At 32.9% G+C, this 20,332-nt stretch carries 18 protein-coding genes and 1 other RNA gene; 10 read left to right on the plus strand and 9 right to left on the minus strand.

Annotated elements, in window-relative coordinates:
- The first annotated feature begins 187 nt into the window (after positions 1-187).
- The 3 genes from OZP07_RS12065 to OZP07_RS12075 all read left to right on the plus strand — a co-directional run bounded on the left by OZP07_RS12065 (position 188) and on the right by OZP07_RS12075 (position 3,672).
- Positions 188-1,228 (plus strand): sensor histidine kinase, encoded by a 1,041-nt coding sequence (locus OZP07_RS12065; RefSeq protein ID WP_194642042.1) that lies wholly within the window; start codon positions 188-190, stop codon positions 1,226-1,228.
- A complete protein-coding gene (locus OZP07_RS12070; RefSeq protein WP_194642041.1) occupies positions 1,218-1,919 on the plus strand; it encodes a LytR/AlgR family response regulator transcription factor in 702 nt (233 codons plus the stop codon). Before OZP07_RS12065 ends, OZP07_RS12070 begins: the two co-directional genes overlap by 11 nt.
- A gap of 283 nt (positions 1,920-2,202) precedes the next feature.
- On the plus strand, positions 2,203-3,672 hold the full coding sequence (locus OZP07_RS12075) for an MFS transporter (protein WP_281635268.1): 1,470 nt from the start codon (positions 2,203-2,205) through the stop codon (positions 3,670-3,672).
- A gap of 261 nt (positions 3,673-3,933) precedes the next feature.
- Here the strand turns inward: OZP07_RS12075 and fsa are convergent, their stop codons facing one another.
- The 4 genes from fsa to ffs form a co-directional block, all read right to left on the minus strand.
- Complete coding sequence (fsa, locus tag OZP07_RS12080) at positions 3,934-4,590, minus strand: fructose-6-phosphate aldolase (protein ID WP_194642039.1); 657 nt, start codon at positions 4,588-4,590, stop codon at positions 3,934-3,936.
- A gap of 136 nt (positions 4,591-4,726) precedes the next feature.
- Positions 4,727-4,924: a hypothetical protein gene (locus OZP07_RS12085; RefSeq protein ID WP_281635269.1), complete on the minus strand. Its 198-nt coding sequence runs from the start codon at positions 4,922-4,924 to the stop codon at positions 4,727-4,729.
- A gap of 4 nt (positions 4,925-4,928) precedes the next feature.
- Positions 4,929-5,732 carry an SDR family oxidoreductase gene (locus OZP07_RS12090; RefSeq protein WP_281635270.1) on the minus strand — a complete coding sequence of 268 codons (804 nt, stop codon included), beginning with the start codon at positions 5,730-5,732 and terminating at the stop codon, positions 4,929-4,931.
- 102 nt (positions 5,733-5,834) lie between these two features.
- An RNA gene (ffs, locus tag OZP07_RS12095) (signal recognition particle sRNA small type) lies at positions 5,835-5,932 on the minus strand.
- Between the two features lie 88 nt (positions 5,933-6,020).
- On the opposite strand from ffs, the gene OZP07_RS12100 reads away from it, so the two are divergent.
- On the plus strand, positions 6,021-7,070 hold the full coding sequence (locus OZP07_RS12100; protein WP_281635271.1) for a glutaminyl-peptide cyclotransferase: 1,050 nt from the start codon (positions 6,021-6,023) through the stop codon (positions 7,068-7,070).
- A gap of 118 nt (positions 7,071-7,188) precedes the next feature.
- Positions 7,189-8,427, plus strand: coding sequence for an imidazolonepropionase (gene hutI, locus OZP07_RS12105; protein ID WP_281635272.1), 1,239 nt, complete (start codon positions 7,189-7,191; stop codon positions 8,425-8,427).
- A gap of 77 nt (positions 8,428-8,504) precedes the next feature.
- Here hutI and OZP07_RS12110 read toward each other — a convergent pair whose 3' ends face one another.
- Positions 8,505-9,380, minus strand: a complete 876-nt coding sequence (locus OZP07_RS12110; RefSeq protein ID WP_194642034.1) for a DUF8428 domain-containing protein — start codon at positions 9,378-9,380, stop codon at positions 8,505-8,507.
- A gap of 86 nt (positions 9,381-9,466) precedes the next feature.
- Here OZP07_RS12110 and OZP07_RS12115 point away from each other — a divergent pair, with 86 nt between their 5' ends.
- The gene (locus tag OZP07_RS12115; protein WP_281635273.1) at positions 9,467-10,507 is read left to right on the plus strand and encodes a formimidoylglutamase; all 1,041 of its coding nucleotides are present in this window, start codon (positions 9,467-9,469) and stop codon (positions 10,505-10,507) included.
- Positions 10,508-10,618: 111 nt separating this feature from the next.
- Complete coding sequence (locus tag OZP07_RS12120) at positions 10,619-11,869, plus strand: DEAD/DEAH box helicase (RefSeq protein ID WP_281635274.1); 1,251 nt, start codon at positions 10,619-10,621, stop codon at positions 11,867-11,869.
- 97 nt (positions 11,870-11,966) lie between these two features.
- Here OZP07_RS12120 and OZP07_RS12125 read toward each other — a convergent pair whose 3' ends face one another.
- The 3 genes from OZP07_RS12125 to aroC form a co-directional block, all read right to left on the minus strand.
- On the minus strand, positions 11,967-14,174 hold the full coding sequence (locus OZP07_RS12125; protein ID WP_281635275.1) for a response regulator: 2,208 nt from the start codon (positions 14,172-14,174) through the stop codon (positions 11,967-11,969).
- A 202-nt stretch (positions 14,175-14,376) separates the two neighbouring features.
- A complete protein-coding gene (locus OZP07_RS12130; RefSeq protein ID WP_281635276.1) occupies positions 14,377-15,633 on the minus strand; it encodes a dicarboxylate/amino acid:cation symporter in 1,257 nt (418 codons plus the stop codon).
- A gap of 95 nt (positions 15,634-15,728) precedes the next feature.
- A complete protein-coding gene (gene aroC, locus OZP07_RS12135) occupies positions 15,729-16,790 on the minus strand; it encodes a chorismate synthase (RefSeq protein WP_281638475.1) in 1,062 nt (353 codons plus the stop codon).
- Positions 16,791-17,177: 387 nt separating this feature from the next.
- On the opposite strand from aroC, the gene OZP07_RS12140 reads away from it, so the two are divergent.
- From OZP07_RS12140 to OZP07_RS12150, 3 genes are all read left to right on the plus strand, one after another.
- On the plus strand, positions 17,178-17,801 hold the full coding sequence (locus tag OZP07_RS12140) for an SMI1/KNR4 family protein (RefSeq protein WP_281635277.1): 624 nt from the start codon (positions 17,178-17,180) through the stop codon (positions 17,799-17,801).
- 82 nt (positions 17,802-17,883) lie between these two features.
- Positions 17,884-18,348 carry a hypothetical protein gene (locus OZP07_RS12145; RefSeq protein ID WP_281635278.1) on the plus strand — a complete coding sequence of 155 codons (465 nt, stop codon included), beginning with the start codon at positions 17,884-17,886 and terminating at the stop codon, positions 18,346-18,348.
- A gap of 22 nt (positions 18,349-18,370) precedes the next feature.
- Positions 18,371-18,823 carry a DUF3592 domain-containing protein gene (locus tag OZP07_RS12150; RefSeq protein WP_281635279.1) on the plus strand — a complete coding sequence of 151 codons (453 nt, stop codon included), beginning with the start codon at positions 18,371-18,373 and terminating at the stop codon, positions 18,821-18,823.
- 246 nt (positions 18,824-19,069) lie between these two features.
- Here OZP07_RS12150 and bshA read toward each other — a convergent pair whose 3' ends face one another.
- Complete coding sequence (gene bshA, locus OZP07_RS12155; RefSeq protein ID WP_194642027.1) at positions 19,070-20,203, minus strand: N-acetyl-alpha-D-glucosaminyl L-malate synthase BshA; 1,134 nt, start codon at positions 20,201-20,203, stop codon at positions 19,070-19,072.
- Positions 20,204-20,332 lie beyond the last annotated feature (129 nt).

The raw sequence follows: 20,332 nt of genomic DNA on the forward strand, positions 1-20,332 counted from the left end.
ATATTTCAATCAATAATGCGTTTTACGAAAACGTTTTCTTAATATACATTTTTTATCTTAATTAGACTTTTTTAGATTTTTTTTTACCAAAATGCCGTTTTTAATACCAAAATGATTATTGTTGCAAAATAAAACACAACCTCAGATTGTCTGTTTTATTTAAACATTATCATATTCAAGATCAGTGATGAAAAAAATTAACTTTCATATAAAACTTCAAAATCATATATGGTTTTGGTTTATCTATTTTATACTTAACTTCTTGAGATGGGGAGCTTATTTTAATAATTACGGATATTCTTTCAAATCGAATCTCATAGAATTTTCGCTTCATATACCATTAGTGTATTTCAATTTATTAATACTCATTCCTATGTTTGTATTAAAATCTAAATACATTAAATATGCCTTTTCGCTCATTGCAAGTTTGGCAGTTGTCTATTTATTAAAAACCGGGCTGACTTATTATTTAATTTCGAAAAATATATGGCCGGAAGCTAACAGAGATTACAGTCCATTTGAAATCAACCATATCGTAGCCGTCTGTATTGGAGAACTTTACGTGCTTGCGATAGCATCTTCTATCTATTTGATGCTGACATGGCTCAAAGAAAGAGACCGCAACAAGGCAATAATAGAGAATCAGAACAAAATAAAACTGAAGTATTTAAAGAATCAGATTCAGCCTCACTTCTTCTTTAATACGCTCAATAATCTATACGCACTTTCATTAGAATCATCAAACAAAGTTCCAGATGTAATTATTAAGCTTTCTCAATTGATGGAATATGTATTATATGATATTGAAGATGTAAAATATGTGCCTCTAATAAAAGAAATAGATTATATTCAAAATTATATCGAAATTGAAAAACTGCGTTTTAAAAATGTAGAAGTCAGGTTCAATCTAGAATCCGATATTGACAATATAAATATTCCGCCGTTATTGTTTATTTCACTGATTGAAAATGCTTTTAAACATGGCGGAGCAAACAACGACAGACTTAAAATCAAAATAAACTTCAGAGTCATAAATTCTAAGCTCGAATTTGAAATAATAAATAATTTCGTAATTTCACCACCAATACCAAGCAAAAAAGGGATTGGTTTAACAAACACCAAAAAAAGATTAAAACTTATCTATAAAAACAATTTCAGCATACAGCAAGCAATAAAATTCAGCTTTTATAGTATTAAAATACAAATACCTTTACATAATGAAGATTAAATGCGTAATAATTGACGACGAACCTTTGGCTATAAAAGTACTGCTCAATTATTTTGAAAATTTTTCAGAATTTGAAGTTATTGGAACTTTTAATAATTCATTAGAAGGCCTTGAATTTATCAATTCTAATACTGCTGATGCTGTATTTCTGGACATCAATATACCTATGATGACTGGTTTTGAATTAATTAAACTGCTGGAATACAAAACCCGGATTATCATCACAACCGCTTTCAGAGAATTTGCAGCTGAAAGTTATGATCTGGAAGTATTGGATTATTTAGTAAAACCAATTCCGCTGCCCCGCTTCATAAAATGTATCCAAAAAATTGAAGCAGAACACAATTTAAAAAACAATATCAAAATCGAAAACCACCGTGCGGAACCGCATCTTTTTATCAAAGTGGATAAAAAAATGGTAAAGATAAATATTGATGAAATCCTTTTTATAGAAGGAATGAAAGAATACATCAAAGTTGTCACCGCAGAGAAGACTTATATAACTCATAAATCATTAACATCCCTAACTGATGAGTTACCTTCTGAGCGCTTTATGCGAATTCATAAATCGTATACAATTGCATTAAACAAAGTAAAATCCATAGAAGGAAACAGAATTCAGATTTCATCCTATACCATTCCAATTGGAAGAAATTACAGCAAAGAAGTAAAAATAAAAATCTTAGAATAAAAGTTATAAACAGACAGCACACCATATGTTTTTAGTGTGTTTTTTACATTTATTCCGTAATCAAAAACTATCGGTTTTTTATACTGAAAGCGCAGTTCTACAACGTTTTTTTAGCTGCAAAAAAGCAATAAAACCGCCATTAGTTGACAATTTAATGTCGTTTATTTAAAAGTGAAAAACTTTATATCTTAAAATTTTTTTTTAAAATTCTTAACAAATATATTTACAGTCTTGCAGCATCAAAAAAATTAATAATAACCAAAAAAAATTAAATTTTTAAATTATGAGTTCAGAAAATGTGCAAACCAAATGGGGGCAGTTTATTTCTTTGATAATCGTCTTCTTCTTTTGGGGTTTTGTTGGTTCGGCCAATGACATCTTAATCCCAGTATTCAAAAAAGTATTTACACTATCTCAAGTACAGTCACAGCTGGTTGCCTGGGCTTTTTATGCTGCTTACTTTGTAGGATCTATAATATTCTTTTTAGTATCTCTAAAAATTGATGTTTTACAAAAATTTGGATACAAAAAAACACTTTCTGCTGGATTAATTCTTTCAGCTATTGGTTCATTTTTATTTGTTCCTGCTGCAACAATGGAAAGTTTTCCATTTTTCCTAACCGCCTTATTTACTGTAGGATTAGGATTTTCAATTCAACAGATTGTTGCTAATCCTTTAGCAATTAAAATGGGCAGTCCAAACACTGGAGCACACCGTCTGACATTAGCGGGAGGTGTTAATTCATTTGGAACAACTATTGGAGCGATTCTATTAGGAATAGCTTTATTTGGAATGGGAGACAACAAAAAAACAGCTCTTTCATTAGACGATATCAAACTGCCTTTTATCATTCTAGGTCTTGCTTTTATCATTGTGGCTATTTTTATGAATTTTTCTAAAATAGAAGATCCGGAAAAAGTAGAAGAATCAGCTATAAAACATCCGCACAGCACATTCAGTATCCTTGATTATCCGCAATTATATCTAGGAATGCTTGCAATCTTTATCTATGTAGGAACAGAAGTAACGATTATCAGTAACTTGCCTGCTTTATTGCACACGAGTGAGTTTGGCAGTATTCTGGAAGATGCTATTGCGCCATTTATTGCATTGTACTGGGGAAGTTTAATGATTGGGCGCTGGAATGGCGGAGTTAATGTTTTTAATACTTCTAATTTAGTAAATATTGCACTTAAATTTATTGTGCCTGCTTTAGGATTTGGAGTAATCATTGGTGCAAATATCTTTGCTGCACACGATGTATCTTCATTCTACATTTACCCATTCTGGATTTTATTATTCATCGCTGTAAGTTTCGCAGGTGGAAAAAACGCTGGAAAAACTTTAATGCTTTTTGGACTGTCAGGATTATTAATGATGGCTGCCGGCTTAGTTTGGCCTAATCCAGAAATTGCTAAATTCTTTTTTATCTCTGGTGGATTATTCTTGTCTATTATGTGGCCTTCAATCTTCGATTTAGCTATTGCAGGTTTAGGAAAAAATACTGGAAAAGGATCTTCTTTCTTAATCATGATGATTCTTGGCGGTGGAGTAATTCCTCTGGTACAAGGAAAAATATGCGATTTAGACTTAACTAATCCAAATGGAATATTTGGTATTACTTATACACATTTTTCATACATCGTACCGCTTATTGGCTTTGCCTATTTAGCATTTTATGGTTTTTACTGTCCTAAAATATTAAAGAGTCAAGGAATCAGCCATGTTGAAAGCGCAGGCGGCGGACACTAAGAAAAATTTCTTCAGTTTTTTCAGACTGAGTATTCGATAAAATAAATTCAAAAAATCCCATTCTAGTTTTTTTTTTGAATGGGATTTTTTTTCACTAATTCAAATCGCTGAGAATCGCACATACGATTTTTATTTGAACCAATACTCAAATATTGAATTTTTGGAAATTAGTTAAAAACAAAAAAAGTTCCGTTTCGAAATGAAACGGAACTTTTTTATAAGTTCTCTTGACTGCATTACTACACAGTCTAAAACTGAGTACTATTTATTTCCTTTTTCGAAATCAGCAACAAACTGAGCCAATCCAATATCTGTTAACGGGTGTTTCAACAAACCATAAATTGCAGATAAAGGTCCTGTCATTACATCGGCACCAAGTTTAGCGCAGTTTACAATGTGCATAGTATGACGCACAGAAGCTGCCAATATTTCAGTTTCATAACCATAGTTATCATAAACCTCTCTAATTTCACTGATTAAATTTAAACCATCAGTAGAAATATCATCCAAACGGCCAACAAAAGGAGATACATAAGTAGCACCTGCTTTAGCAGCCAATAAAGCTTGACCTACAGAGAATACAAGAGTAACATTGGTTTTAATTCCTTTATCAGAAAAATATTTAGCTGCCATTACACCTTCTTTTGTCATAGGTAATTTAACAACGATCTGGTCATGTAAATCAGCTAATTCTTCACCTTCTTTAATCATTCCGTCATAATCCAAAGCATTCACTTCAGCACTTACATCACCATCAACCAAATTACAGATATCAACATAATGCTTCAAAATATTGTTTTTTCCTGTAATTCCTTCTTTAGCCATCAATGATGGATTTGTAGTAACTCCATCCAAAACGCCTAATGCCTGTGCTTCTTTAATTTGAGCTAAATTAGCTGTATCAATAAAAAATTTCATAATATATTAATGTTTAATTGTGTGTTTAAAAATTCGGTGCAAAATTACGAAATCAATATCAATAACAATGACAATTTCAAAAATCAATTTCAAAATAAAACGTGGATTGATTAATTACTTTTCTAGTATTTTCAAATTATTTTGAAATATTTTGATTGAGCTGTTTTAGTTCATCTCTAATTTCTTCAAGCACATTTAACACATCTTCTTTATAAACTTCAGAATTATTTATCTTACCACTCAAAGAACTTAAGATTCTGCGAAGCACAAACCAAATAATCAGAAAAATTAAAACACCTAAAATAGTAGGCAGAAACTCTGTAATCTTATCCATAATTTTATAATTTATAATGATTCATAAGCATTTTTTCATACACTTGGTCAGGCAGAATTCTCTTTAATACAATAGAAAACTTCTGCGTGAAAGCGCCTACTTTATAATGAATTTTTGGACTTGGATTCTGAATAACCGCATAAACCGCTTCCGCCATTACATTAGGATTACTGCCGCTATCTACATGTTCGTTCATAGTTTTTAGGTTATTCCCGTATGATGTCTCATAAGCCGAACCTTCGATTACCGGCGCATGAAAACGACCTGCAGCGATATTTGTAGCAAAATCTCCAGGAGCTATGTTTGTGATCTGAATTCCAAATGGTTTTACTTCCATGCGCAGAGCCTCAGTTATTAACTCTAAAGCTCCTTTTGATGCCGAATAAACACTGCGGTACGGCAGTCCCATATACCCCGCTATTGAAGTAATATTAATAATCAGCCCGGATTGCTGCGAACGCATTTGTGGCAGTACAGCTTTAATAACCTCAATTGGACCAAAGAAATTAGTCTCAAAATTATTTTTGATTTCTTCCATTGGAATTTCTTCCAAAGGCCCGGTAATACCAACTCCTGCATTGTTAATTACAACATCCAGTTTCCCAGAAATTGCTATAACCTTGGCTGCAGCCAAATGAATAGAATCTGCATTTCTGACATCCAAGGCAATTAAAGGAAAAACAGAATTTACAATCTTATCAGGATTTCTGCTGGTTCCGTACACCACAAATCCTTTATGATGCAGAAATTCACCAATAGATTTCCCAATACCTGATGATCCTCCTGTAATTAAAACAACTTTACTCATGTCTTAGTTTATAAATTATATTGAGTTAGAAATGGCTAAAAATAAAAAAATCCTCCCGAGGGAAGACTAAAATTCACAAAATTCTTGGATTAAAAAAATAAAAAATGGCAAGCGGTCTACATCGCACCGCTCAACCACGTACCCTTGCTATGTTCCCATCCTGGGGGAGTCTGCAGGAGCTGGTCGTGTAGGACTTGCCGGTGCAAATATACAACCTTTTTATATTTTTGCAAGCGCTTTGCACTAATAAAATAACTATTGTATATTGGTCTCTTCAAATTTTAAAACATGAAAAAACATAACTTATTAATTGCCATTTTATTAGGAACCTCATTAATTGGGTGCGGAGATACAAAAAAAGGTGAAAATTCTTTGTTCACTATTGATGATTCTGCTTTTCCTGCTCATTTTACCACTCCAGAATCAGTTTCTATTGGAATTTTAAATCCAAATTCGAAAGAAATTGACAGCATTGCTTACTTTGTAAACGACAAAAAAGTAGGAAGCACTAAAGGTACTGAAAAATTTAAGTTTGAATTAAAAGACCAAAAATTAGGATATCAATTCCTGAAAGCAACCATTTATTTTGGCTCAGATTCATCAGATGCAACTAAAAGAATAGAACTAGTATCAAATGTCACCCCAAAATTATTGAATTACAAAATCGTTAATACTTACCCACACGATACGGCATCGTTTACTGAAGGTCTAGAATTTCACAATGATACTTTATGTGAAAGTACGGGACAAAAAGGAACCTCCTATTTTAGAAAATACGATTATAAAACCGGTAAAATTTACAAGCAGATTGATTTAGATTCAATATATTTTGGAGAAGGAATCACTTTTGTAAATGGTAAATTATATCAATTAACATGGCTGGAAAAAACTGGTTTTGTATATGATGCCAAAACATTGAAACTTGAAAAAACATTTACTTACGATAAAGACATTGAAGGCTGGGGAATGACAAATGACGGAACATATATTTACCAAACTGACAAAACTGAAAAAATCTGGAAAATGGATCCAAAAACCCAAAAAATGATTGACTATATCAATGTATATTCCGGTGAATCAAAAATCAAAGCCATCAATGAACTGGAATGGATCAACGGAAAAATCTACACCAATGTTTTCGAAAAGGATGCCATTGCAGTTGTAGACCCTAAAACAGGTGCTGTTGAAGGAATTCTAGACATGTCAGGACTGCGTAAATTAGTAAAAGTCACAGATGGAGACGTTTTAAACGGAATTGCTTATAACCCAAAAACTAAAACCATTTTTGTTACTGGAAAAAATTGGAACAAAATGTTTGAAATAACGGTTTCTGAATAACAAAAAAATAGCACAAACACGAATTTCACAGATTTCACGAATTATTACGTGATAATTTGTGACTCGACCGAAGGGAATAGGCGGAGCAAATTTGTGTTTTATATAATATCCATAAAAAATGATTACTCTTATTACCAATATAAAAGAACTACTTCAAGTCAGAGAAAGTTCTGTTTTAAAAGTTTCCGGAGCAGAAATGGCTGTTTTGCCAACAATCAAGAATGCTTTTTTACTCCTTAAAGATGATTTGATTGCCGATTTTGGTTCTATGGACAATTTGCCAAAAATGTCCGCAGATACTACTATTGATGCTGCTGGAAAAATTGTTCTCCCGTCTTGGTGTGACAGCCACACCCATATTGTGTATGCGGGCAGCCGCGAACAGGAATTTGTAGACCGCATAAATGGAATGACTTATGAGGAAATTGCAAATCGTGGTGGCGGCATCTTAAATTCAGCAAAAAAACTAAACGAAACTTCTGAAGAAGATATTTTCAATCAATCCAAAGCTCGGTTGGAAGAAGTAATTCAGCTGGGAACGGGAGCAGTCGAAATTAAATCTGGATACGGATTAACTGTTGAAGGAGAACTCAAAATGCTTCGCGTAATTCAGCAGTTATCTAAAAACTACCCCATAACAATAAAAGCAACTTTTCTTGGCGCACACGCCTTCCCCAGCGCTTTTAAAAACAATAAAAAAGGATACATTGACAGCATTATAAATGAAATGCTTCCAGAAATTGCCAAAAACAAATCAGCCGATTTTATTGATGTATTTTGTGAAACCGGTTATTTCTCAGCTGAAGAAACAGAACAGATTATGGAAGCAGGAATTCAATTTGGCCTAAAGCCAAAAATCCATGTTAATCAATTCAATTCAATTGGAGGAATTCAAGCTGGTATTAAATATAATGCTCTTTCAGTAGATCATTTAGAAATCATGAATACCGAGGATATTGAAGCTTTAAAAAACACTGAAACAATGCCAGTTGCTCTGCCATCCTGTTCTTATTTTTTAAGCATTCCTTATACTCCCGCTCGCCAAATGATAGCTGCTGGTCTTCCTTTGGCACTGGCAACAGATTACAACCCTGGTTCTACTCCATCTGGAAACATGAATTTTGTAGTCGCGACCGCCTGCATCAAAATGAAAATGACACCCGAAGAAGCTATTAATGCTGCAACCCTTAATGGAGCTTATGCGATGGGGATTTCAAATACCCACGGAAGTATTACAATAGGAAAAAAAGCGAATCTGATTATAACAAAAAAAATCCCGTCCTATTATCAATTGCCTTATGCTTTTGGAAGCAATTTAATTGACTGCGTGATATTAAATGGAAAAAAATATTTATAATTTTCATGGCTAATTTAGCACAAAAAAAGAGCGGTATCCTAATTTGAGTACCGCTCTTTTTATATAATGTAAAATTCTTATTTCAAAGAAAAACTTGATGATGATACTAATTGATCTTTATCATAAACATTTACAGCATATTGACCTTTTTCAAAGTTTTTACCAGCTAAATCCTGAGAAACCTGAACTGTTTTATTCTCATATTTTACACTTGAGACAAAACTATACGTTAATTCTTTTTCTCCAAAAGTAACTTTCTTAGCTTCACCCAAAACATTGTTTTTACTGTCAATTACCTGCACATAATAATCTTTATCTCCAGATTTTGCAATTGAATTTTCAGCAATGGTAAAGCTTATTTTAAGAACATTCGCTCTGCTTGCTTTGTCAGTTGCTATTTCTTTTCCAGAGCTTTTTAATTTGTAAGCTGCAGTCTGTAAATTCAAAACAGATAATTTACCTCCTTTTTCAACTGTTTTAGCCAACTCTTCGTTTTGACCAACTAAAACTTCATTGAATTTTTTTGATTCTCCTAAAACAACTACTGTACTGTCACGCTGATTTGTTAAAGTAACATTTTGTTTTTTCAAACCTTCATTTTCCTGCATTAATTCTTTCATGTGTCCTTGCAGGGCTTTAACCTGATTTCTGTATTTTGACAAATCGCCATTTGATTTTTTAAGCTCATCCATCAAATTGACTACTTTATCTCTTTCCTGCAGTAACTCTTCAGACATAGAAGTATTTTCTGCAATTGCTGCATCATAAGTTGCTTTAAGATCCTGTAAATCTTTCATGACAGATTCTTTTTCTGAACCTACTTTCACGATTTCAGTATGAACTGAATCAACCTCTGAAGACATTTTAAAAATATAAACTAAACTCCCAACTAATAAAATAGCCAAAACAGCTATGACAGCTTTAAGACTTGAATTGTTTTTTTGATTTTCCATGTTAAAATATAATTGTTTTCTACAAATTTAATAATATATATAACGCAACTTAAATCAATTATATTATTTTTGAAAAATATTTTTTTATGGAAAAACTTATTACATTCAGTATTAACGACCTAGCAAAAGTAACCAATCACAGAAGCGGTGAAATTAAATTTGGCGAGAAAATACTTGTTGTTCCCAAAGATACAGACCCTATCGATTTTATAAAAAACAGTGAAGCCAAATTCGTTTTATTTGGAATTCCTGAAGACATTGGAGTCAGAGCAAATTATGGAAGACCTGGAGCAGCATCTGCCTGGCAGAGTGCGATACAAAGTATTGCAAATATTCAGCATAACCGTTTTTCAAAAGGTAATCAAATTATTGTTTTAGGACATTTGAATGTTCAGTCTGAAATGAAAGAGGTAGAAAATCTTGATTTTAATGACATTGATGACCGGTCAAAATTAAGCCAGTTAGTAGAACGAATTGACAAAGAGGTTTCCCATATTATCTGCAAAATCATTCAGGCCGGAAAAATCCCGATAGTAATTGGCGGAGGACACAATAATTCCTATGGAAATATAAAAGGAGCCGCTCTGGCAAAAGGGAAAGCCATAAATGCTGTCAATTTTGATGCGCATTCTGATTTCAGAATTCTGGAAGGCCGTCATAGCGGTAATGGATTCTCATATGCTTATGAAGAAGGCTTTTTAAAAAAATATTTCATTTTTGGTCTGCATGAAAATTACACCTCCAAAAGTGTTTTGGATATTATAAAAAAAATTGAAGACCGGGTTCGATACAATACTTACGACAGCGTTAACATCAGAAAAGAAAAAGTTTTTTCTGATGAAATGGCAAACGCTCTTGATTTCATTAAAAATGATCCTTTCGGAATTGAAATTGATTTGGATGCGATTCCAAATATTGCAAGCAGTGCAATGACTCTAAGCGGTTTTTCAATTGAAGAGCTTCGTCAGTTTGTTTCATTTTTTGCCAAAAATAAAAACGCAGCTTATCTGCATATTTGTGAAGGAGCTCCTGATTTAGGAGAAGACAAAAACAATCATTTAATTGGAAAACTAATAGGATATTTAGTAACTGATTTCATGAAATCTCATAATTCAATTGAAGCCTAAAATAAAAGAAACCGCACCGCTTAAAAGTAAAATAATTCTCATCCAAAATAATAACACTATCTTTGCGCCCTTATCTATGTACTAAATACAAGATATTTTAATTTCAAAAATATGTTATTCGAAGATTTATCACTTTCAAAAAGTATACAAAAGGCCGTATTTGAAGAAGGCTATACAGAAGCAACACCTATTCAGGAACAATCAATACCGATTGTATTAGCCGGAAAAGATCTGATTGGCTGTGCGCAGACCGGAACTGGAAAAACTGCTGCTTTTGCAATTCCTATCATCCATCAATTACACCGAATCGTAGGCTCATCAAAAAAAGCAAAAGTAGTCCGTGCACTTGTTGTAACGCCTACAAGAGAATTAGCCGTTCAGATTGGACAGAGTTTTGACACTTACGGCAAATATACTAATCTGACGCAGTTAACGCTTTTTGGAGGTGTATCACAAAACCCGCAGGTTGATGCCTTAAAAAATGGAGTTGACATCGTAATTGCAACGCCAGGACGCTTATTAGACCTGCATAAGCAAGGTTTTATCGATTTGAATCATCTGCATACTTTGGTATTGGATGAAGCCGATCAGATGCTTGATATGGGCTTTGTTAACGATGTCAAAAAAATTGTAAAGCTAACGCCAAAGAACAGACAGACTCTTTTCTTTTCGGCAACAATGCCAATCGCAATCAGAGAATTAGCCGAAATGTTCCTGACAGATCCTGAAACAGTAACTGTTTCTCCTGTTTCATCAACTGCCGAAAATGTGGAACAGCGTATTTATTTTGTTGAAAAATCAGAAAAAAGAAATTTATTATACCACCTGATTAAAAATGAAAATTTATCAAATGTTCTAATTTTCTCCAGAACAAAACATGGTGCAGACAATGTTGTTAAAGCTTTGAGGAAGAAAGATATTCCTGCCGAAGCCATTCATGGTGATAAATCACAAAACGCAAGACAGCGTGTATTAGACGCATTTAAAAACAAAGAAGTTGGTGTTCTTGTAGCCACAGATATTGCAGCGCGAGGAATTGATATTGACCAGCTGCCTTTTGTAATCAATTTTGACCTGCCTAATATCCCTGAAACTTATGTTCACCGAATTGGCAGAACTGGACGCGCAGGAAATGGCGGTATAGCAATCTCTTTCTGCAGTAAGGATGAGAAAGATTACTGGAAAGATATTCAAAAACTTATAAAAGTAAATGTTGAAACTATAGACAATCATCCTTATCCGTGGCATTCTGGAAATCCTGTTGCTGACAGCAATCCTCCTAAAAATTCAAATCGAAGCGGAGGTGCTCACAAATCCAGAAAATCGAATGCTTCAAAGCAAAATAAAAAACGCTGGTATTAAGAAATTTATAATTTCAAGCACCCCTAAATAGTTTAAGAACATCTTATAAAATACAATTTATAAGATGTTTTTTTTTGTATAAAAGCACAGCCACATACTAAACTATTGTTTTGAATTTTAGAATGTGACAATTTATAACTTTAAACAATTGAACAGATTCAAACGGTTTTACAATGATATCATTTATTCCTGCTGCTATTGCTTCATCAGTAATTTCATTTTTATCAAAAGCCGTTAATGCAATAATAGGCGTTTCAATTCCTTCCTGCCTTATTCGTCTGGAAGTTTCAAATCCATTCATCAAAGGCATATTAATATCCATTAGAATAATATCAAACTCCTCCTGGCCTAAAATTTCCAAAGCCATAAAACCATCATCAACAACTTTGCAGGAATAGTTGTTTTTCTCCATAGTTTTTTTGGTAATCAATTGATTAATATGATTATCCTCAACTACGAGCACTTTAAAGATTTGATTAGAATTCAAATCAACTTGTATATTATTTATCATTTCATTAGTCTTCTCAGAGTTACATTCAAAATCAACACAAAAGGTAAAACTTGTTCCCTTTCCCAATTCGCTTTCAACAATAATATCGCTGCCAAAAAGTTCCAGCAGTCTCTTCACAATAGACAACCCTAGCCCAGTTCCTTGATAATCGAGCTCTTTCCTGCCTACCTGAACAAACTTATCAAAAATCTTACCTTGATCCAAAGGAGCAATACCTATTCCATTATCTTTTATTTTAATTTCAATAGAATTTATTTCTCCTACAGTTTGTATTTGTTTTGCTATTATTTCAACCTTTCCATTTTTTGTAAACTTTAATGCATTACTAACTAAATTCATCAAAATTTGAGCAAATCGAAGTTTGTCGCCAATTAAACTTTCAGGAATTAATGGATCAACGTCAATGTATATTTTATTATTGTTTTTTTTGGAAATAAATGATAATGAATTTTTAATCATATATAATTCATCAGTCAGATTAAATATCATCTGATCCAAAACTATTTTATTTTCTTCAATTTTATTAATCTGCAGAATATCATTTACCAATGACAATAAATAGCGTGCAGAAAATTTTAAAGAATTTAAATGCGGACTTTTTTCAAGCTCTTTATGCTCTTCCAAAAGCAGATCAGCAATACCAACAACGCCATACAAGGGAGTTCTTAATTCATGGCTTATCGTGGATATAAACTGTGTTTTCAGCAAAGCTGATTCTTCGGCTTTCTTATTAGCAATAACCAGTTCTTGATTTGCAAGCAGTAAATCGGCATTTGATTTTAATCTAAACCTGTTGTTTTTAATTAATGAATTCAGGAAAAGCAATAAAACGAAAGTCGCAATTATAAAAAGTAAAACAATGATTCTTGATTTTTTTAAACTCTGAAACTGCAGGTCTTTTTCATTTTCAATTTTATCAATAGTTCGTTTGTATTCGTCCAGCTGAAAATTAATCCCTTCAACATTTGCCTTTTCTAATTTTTCTTCAGCATAAATTTCCTCATTAAGACGTGTATAGACCTGCAGGTTCTCATAGGCTTCTTTATATTTTTTCTGCTTTAATAAAAGCTTAGAATATTCCAAATGAGAAAATGACAAATCTGATTTTTCATTGAGTTCCTTACCAAGCCGAATCGCTTTCTGGAAATGAAAATCTGCTTTTTTGTCTTCATTTTTATAATTGCAGTACATACCGTTAAGCATATTAAGCACTACTACTACAAAATTATTTTTATGTTTTTTATAATATGAATTAATTATCTTTAAACTTTGTTCTCCTTCTTTAAACTTGCCGATATCGAAAAGTGCCCAGGTTAAATTGAGATTAGTAAAAGCTGTTTGGGAAGAATCTGCAATTTTTTTACTGTATTCAATTGCTCTGCGGTAATGAAGAATTCCTTTATTGTAGTTCTTTTTTTCAAAACAATACATATTTCCCAGATTGTTATTAATCCTTTGTTTTATAGTATCATTTTGAGTTAAATCTGCATGGCTTAAAGCTTTATCGTAATAAAAAATAGCTTTATCAAATTCTGCCAAAGCATTAAAATTGGCTGCAACATTATTATAATTTTCAGCAATAAGAAGGTTGTCTTTTATGTAAATCGCTTTTTGCAAAGCCAATCTGGAAATCAATAAAGATTTTTCAAAATCTCCAGATTCTCTTAACTTTGTCGCAGATTTAATTAACCCATTAATTTCCTTCTTAGCAGGCAGTTGAGTCTGTCCAATTAAAGCTGTTCCTAAAAAATTAAACCAGAGAATAAATAATAAAACTATCCTTATTGGGGGCATAATAGATGTTGTTTCTCCAAATGTACATCAAAATATACAATTTTAGAGCATTTGTACTGAGAATATTTCAAAGAATCTATTTTGGCATAAAAATAAAAAGCAGTTACATTTTGAGTTGTAACTGCTCTTTTATTTTCTATTTTAAAATTTACTTTTATGCTAGAATGTTCAATATAAACCGTAAATATTTTTACTGAACATTTTACTTTTCATCTTCCCATTTACCCACTACAGATGTGGCTAAGGCATTTCCTAAAACATTTGTAGCACTCCTGAACATATCACAAAAGTGATCTATAGGCAATATTAATGCAATACCTTCAACGGGGATTTTAAACATACCGCAGGTTGCCGCAACAACTACCAGACTCGCTCTTGGAACACCGGCAATTCCTTTACTGGTTAACATCAATACAAAAAGCATCGTAAACTGGGTTGGGTAGTCAAGATGAACTCCATAAGCCTGGGCAATAAAAATACCTGCAAAAGTCATGTACATCATACTTCCGTCAAGGTTAAAAGAATATCCCAGAGGCAGCATAAAAGAAACAATTTTATCTTTCACTCCAAACTGCTCTAATTCCTCGGTAAGTTTAGGAAAAACTGCCTCAGAACTTGTAGTTCCAAAAGCAATGATCAATGGGCTGATAATGTGTTTCAATAATACTTTCATTCTATTGCCCAGAAAAATAAATCCTATAACAATAAGAACCAGCCACAACGTACCAATACCAATAAGAAAAGAACCAAAAAACTTGAAATAAGTAATAGCCAGTTCCTGAAAATCTCTAACAGCAAAAACGCCTGCAATTGCTCCAAAAACTCCAATTGGTGCAAATTTCATCACATAATTCACCATTTTTAAAACGATATGTGAGCTTCTGTCCAAAAAGTCAATAATCGGTTTTGCCTGCTCTCCCATTGAAGCCGCAGCCAAACCAAAGAATATTGAAAAAATTACGATCTGTAAAATTTCATTAGCTGCCAATGCTTCAAAAAGACTTTTAGGAACTATATGCTCAATGAAATTTTCAAAAGACAAACTCTGAGTTTTTGCGGTTACATCTGTAACACTTGCCATATCGACATTGGACAGATTTAACCCAACACCCGGCTGTAATAAATTCACATACAGCATTCCTATTAACAATGAAAAGAAAGAAGCGGTAAAAAACCATCCCAGTGCTTTTCCGCCAATTCGGCCGACTGCTTTTATATCACCCAATTTTGCAATTCCTACTACCAAAGTGGTAAAAACTAACGGTGCAATAATCATCTGCACAAGCCTGATAAATACAGTAGCCAGCATTTTTATTTTGGTACTAAATTCTTTGGTCGTTTCCAAAGCGACCGAATTATGAATTATAATACCTAATACCGCTCCTAAGAGCATTGCAATAAGGATTTGACCAGTTAATCCTTTAAAAAAAGATACTTTTTTGGTTTCAATTGTAGTCATTTAATTAATTTCAAGGTTAAAATTCAATATTTAGCTCGTCAAAATACTGAATACTTTTTCTTCTTTATAAAAAAAAACTTTCTATAATTCTTAAATTACAAGTACGTTTTACTCAAAAGAAAAAAATCTGCTATAACCATTGCTGCCATAGCTTCTACAATTGGTACTGCACGGGGAACAACACAAGGATCGTGACGCCCTTTACCAGTCATCTCGGTAATATTTCCTTGATTATCTAATGAATCCTGCTTTTGCATTATCGTGGCCACCGGCTTGAAAGCAACTCGGAAATAAATATCCATTCCGTTGCTTATACCGCCTTGGATTCCGCCAGAACGATTAGTTTTGGTAGTTCCGTCAGAATTATACAAGTCGTTATGCTCGCTTCCTTTCATTTTAACGCCTTCAAAACCGCTTCCAAATTCAAAACCTTTTACGGCATTGATAGAAAGCATTGCTTTTCCTAATTCGGCATGCAATTTATCAAATACAGGCTCACCAAGACCGATTGGCACATTTTGGATTACGCAGGTAACCGTACCTCCTACCGTGTCTCCTTCTTTACGGATTTGGCGGATATATTCTTCCATAACCGCTGCCGATTCTTCATCTGGACAGCGAACAGGATTGCTCTCAATTTTTGAAAAATCCAATTCGTGATATTCTTTTTCCAAGAAAATTGGACCAACAGAAGAGACATAAGCGTTGAATTTTATTTCAGGCAGCATCTGTTTTGCAATAGCCCCAGCTACCACTCTGCTTGCCGTTTCGCGGGCAGAACTTCTTCCGCCGCCTCTGTAATCACGGAAACCGTATTTTTTATCATACACATAATCAGCATGACTTGGTCTGTAATTATCTTTGATATGGGAATAATCGTCTGATTTCTGATTGGTATTCGGAATAATAAAACCGATTGGTGTTCCAGTAGTTTTCCCCTCAAAAATTCCAGATAAAAACTGTACATCATCTGGTTCTTTACGCTGTGTAACTATTGCGGACTGACCTGGTTTTCTTCTAGCCATTTCAAATTGAATTGCATCAAAATCCAGTTGTATTCCCGATGGACAACCATCTATAATTCCGCCTAATGCTTCTCCGTGTGATTCTCCAAAAGTGGTTACTCTATATAGTGTTCCGTAGCTGTTTCCTGCCATTGTTTTTAAAATTTTACGCAAATGTAAGTTTTATGAATTAAACTAAAAATTATAAGCTGGTAATATTCACAATAACTCAAAACTTTGATACTAATTTTTTGGAGCAGAAGATCTGGCTTTTTTTACAAGTTTCCTCCCGCTCTACGCTGCAATCTTGCGTGCCGAACCCCGGCACACAAGGATTTTTACTTCGATCGGGGCTAAAAAACAACATTTGTGCTTTTTTAGGGATTATCAAAAGTTGGAAGAATCATTTTATAGGATTATGAGTATTATTTTTTATATTTGAGAAAGTAAAATATCACGATTTATCGCACAAAAGCATCTGTATTTGGATGTATATGTGTGTTATTTTAGCAAAACTATACGTAAATAAAAAAAACTTAAATGGTAATTGAAAAAGAACAAATTTCTAAACTTAAAAAAATTGATGGAAATGGTCTTTTCAAGAAAAATCCATTTCAAATATTTGGTTCCAAAAAGCATAAATACAAACTAAACAGTTGTTTATCGGAGAAAAACATCTTAGACTTTGAAAAAACTAATCAAATTGAACTACCATTTGAATACAGAAATTTTATAAAAACCATTGGAAATGGTGGAGTTGGTCCAGCTTATGGAGTTTTCAAGTTAGAAGATTGGAATTTTGAACTTGATATTGAAAACAGAAAATTTCTAAATGAAAATTTTCCCTATACCGAAAAGAGGAATCTAACGTATGTCGGAAATAAAGACGATGTATATTATACTAAAAGTGATGAGTTTAAAAATTGGGAATTAGAGTATTTTGATGAAAAACATATTTATGGTAGTATTAGAATTTGTCATTATGGATGCGCAGTTTATTATTTTTTGGTTGTTTCAGGATCAGAAAAAGGAAATGTATGGATTGATGCAAGGGCAAATGATGAAGGGATATATCCATTGACAACTGAAACTAGATCGAGATATAATTTTGCTGAATGGTATAATGAATGGATAAATGAAAGCTTGAAAAAACTGAATAAATAGAAACAACGACACACAACAGCTACTAAACTACTACAACGGATTTGGGTAATTTACTTGACTGTGTACCATCTAAAAAATATCAATGACAAAATTTACTCTTTTCATAATACTTTTTATTCTCACTTCATGCAATTATTCTAAACATGAAGATGATAAATCACCCGTAAGATTACCTGTAAAAACTAAAAAACTGCACGAATTTAAAAGAGGCGAAGAAATGTCTAATCCAAACAATATTTTGGAACCTAAAATTCAAACATTAGAATTGGATTATGCTGTTTTTAGCTGCGCTTGCCCAAATTGGATACAAAAAGAAGATTTGGAAAAGGATAAAAATACTTTAAATATGAAACACTATATCTATATCGAACCAGAAAATAAAAAACTCGAATTACCTAAAAATTTTGATGCTTTTAAAAACAGAATAAAAGTTACAGGACAATTTTATAAAAATAAAGATTACCTAAAAGGAACAATACAAGGTGAAGAAAACCCAGAAAGAGCGAAAGTTTTTCGATATAACAAAATTGAATTGACTACAAAATAAAAAGTTTAAACTGTATTCAAAAATGACAGAAAATAATTTTATAGTATTTATACAAATTGTCGTTGCGATTTGGTTCTGCATAAGTGTTTTTATTATTTCAAAAATCATTTACTTTTATTTAGTAACGATTAAAAAATGGGTAAAAACGGAAGCTGTAATCATTGAATATCAAATGAATTGGTTTCGGTCAAAAACTGATACTGATACTGAAGGCTGGAAAGAAACAATTAAATATAGCTATACAGTAAATTCTATCGAATATGAAAGCAATTGTGTAACAAAAAACTTAAATATTCTAACATCGTCTAAACATTTTTCTAAAAACTATAATTTTAGAAAAGACCAAAAAATTGAAATTTTTTATGACCCTTACAATCCTAAAAATGGAATCATAGATTCAAAATTAAATTTTTTTACTCTAATGATTCCAATTACATTTTATATTATGATTTACTTTATCTTATTTAATCAATAACAGCTCCAACTAGCAGGCTAGCAGAAAATATGCAACTATCTGAACGCTATTCTACATTTTTTTTAGATGACGGCAAAAAGCGGAATCTTCCCATTTAGCCCCGATTGCTGTGAAAATCCTTATGTGCCGGGGTTCGGCACACAAGATTACTTCATCAGTTCGCTATCGTTCGTGTGCAACGAAAAGCGGGACGATGCTCACTTAAAATGCCTCATCATCCCGCTCCCAATTATTAATAGTAGTCAACTATTTGTATTTATTAATTGCCTTCTGGTACAAAGCTTCATAAATAGGCAGAATATTTTTAATATCAAATTGTTCTGCTACATGCAGTGCATTCTTTTTAAACTCATTGAGAACACTGTCCTCTTTTAATATTTTTAATGCATTTTCTGCCATTTCATTCACTTCTCCAACATCACTCAGATAACCCGAAACACCATCCCTGTTTACTTCCGGCAGACCTCCAGAATTACTTGAAATCACTGGAACACCACAAGCCATTGCTTCGAGAGCTGCCAAACCAAAACTTTCTGTTTCGGAAGGCAGAAGAAATAAATCGGTAAGGCCTAGAATGCGGTCAATCTCATTACTGTTGCCAAAAAATATGACTTTGTCCTGAATACCAAACTTCCTGCACAATTTTTCAGCCTTTTCTTTTTCGGGGCCATCCCCTACCATCATCAACTTGGATGGAATCTTTTTTTGAATCTTATAAAATATTTTAATGATATCCGGAATTCGCTTTACTTTCCTGAAATTACTGATATGTGTAATTATTCTTTCTTCGGGATTAGCCATAACAGAACGCCGGCAGGGAATCGTTGGGTCATAATCTTTTTTGTCCAATTCAATAAAATTAGGAATGACCTGAATCGTATTTTTAATATTGAATAATTTCAAAGTATCATCTTTCAGGCTTTGAGAAACCGAAGTCACATAATCTGATTTATTAATGCTAAAGGTTACTGCAGGTTTGTAAAAAGGATGGTTCCCTACCAAAGTAATATCGGTTCCGTGCAGTGTGGTCACCATAGGAATATCGATTCCTTCGTCTTTTAGCATCTGTTTTGCCATATAGCCTGCGTAGGCATGCGGAATTGCGTAATGCACATGCAGTAATTCTATTTTGTACAATTTAACCATATCGACCAGCTTACTGGACAAAGCCAATTCATAAGGCTGAAAATGGAATAAAGGATATTCCGGGACAATTACTTCGTGATAATGCACATTTGGATTAAGAAGTGCTAAACGTACAGGCTGACTATAAGTTATAAAATGTATTTCATGCCCTCTTCTTGCTAATTCCAGACCTAATTCTGTTGCAACTACGCCACTACCGCCAAAAGTTGGATAACAAACAATTGCTATTTTCATATATGTTTTTGATTGTTTTTATTGATTATATTTAATCTGCATACCAATATGAATATCTCATTCACATCGATTTTATGCCGATTTAATATCTATTTTTAAGCGTAACGAATGTAAGCAGATTAGGAGCGG

Origin of the sequence: Flavobacterium marginilacus, assembly GCF_026870155.1 — a bacterium.
Taxonomy (GTDB): domain Bacteria; phylum Bacteroidota; class Bacteroidia; order Flavobacteriales; family Flavobacteriaceae; genus Flavobacterium; species Flavobacterium marginilacus.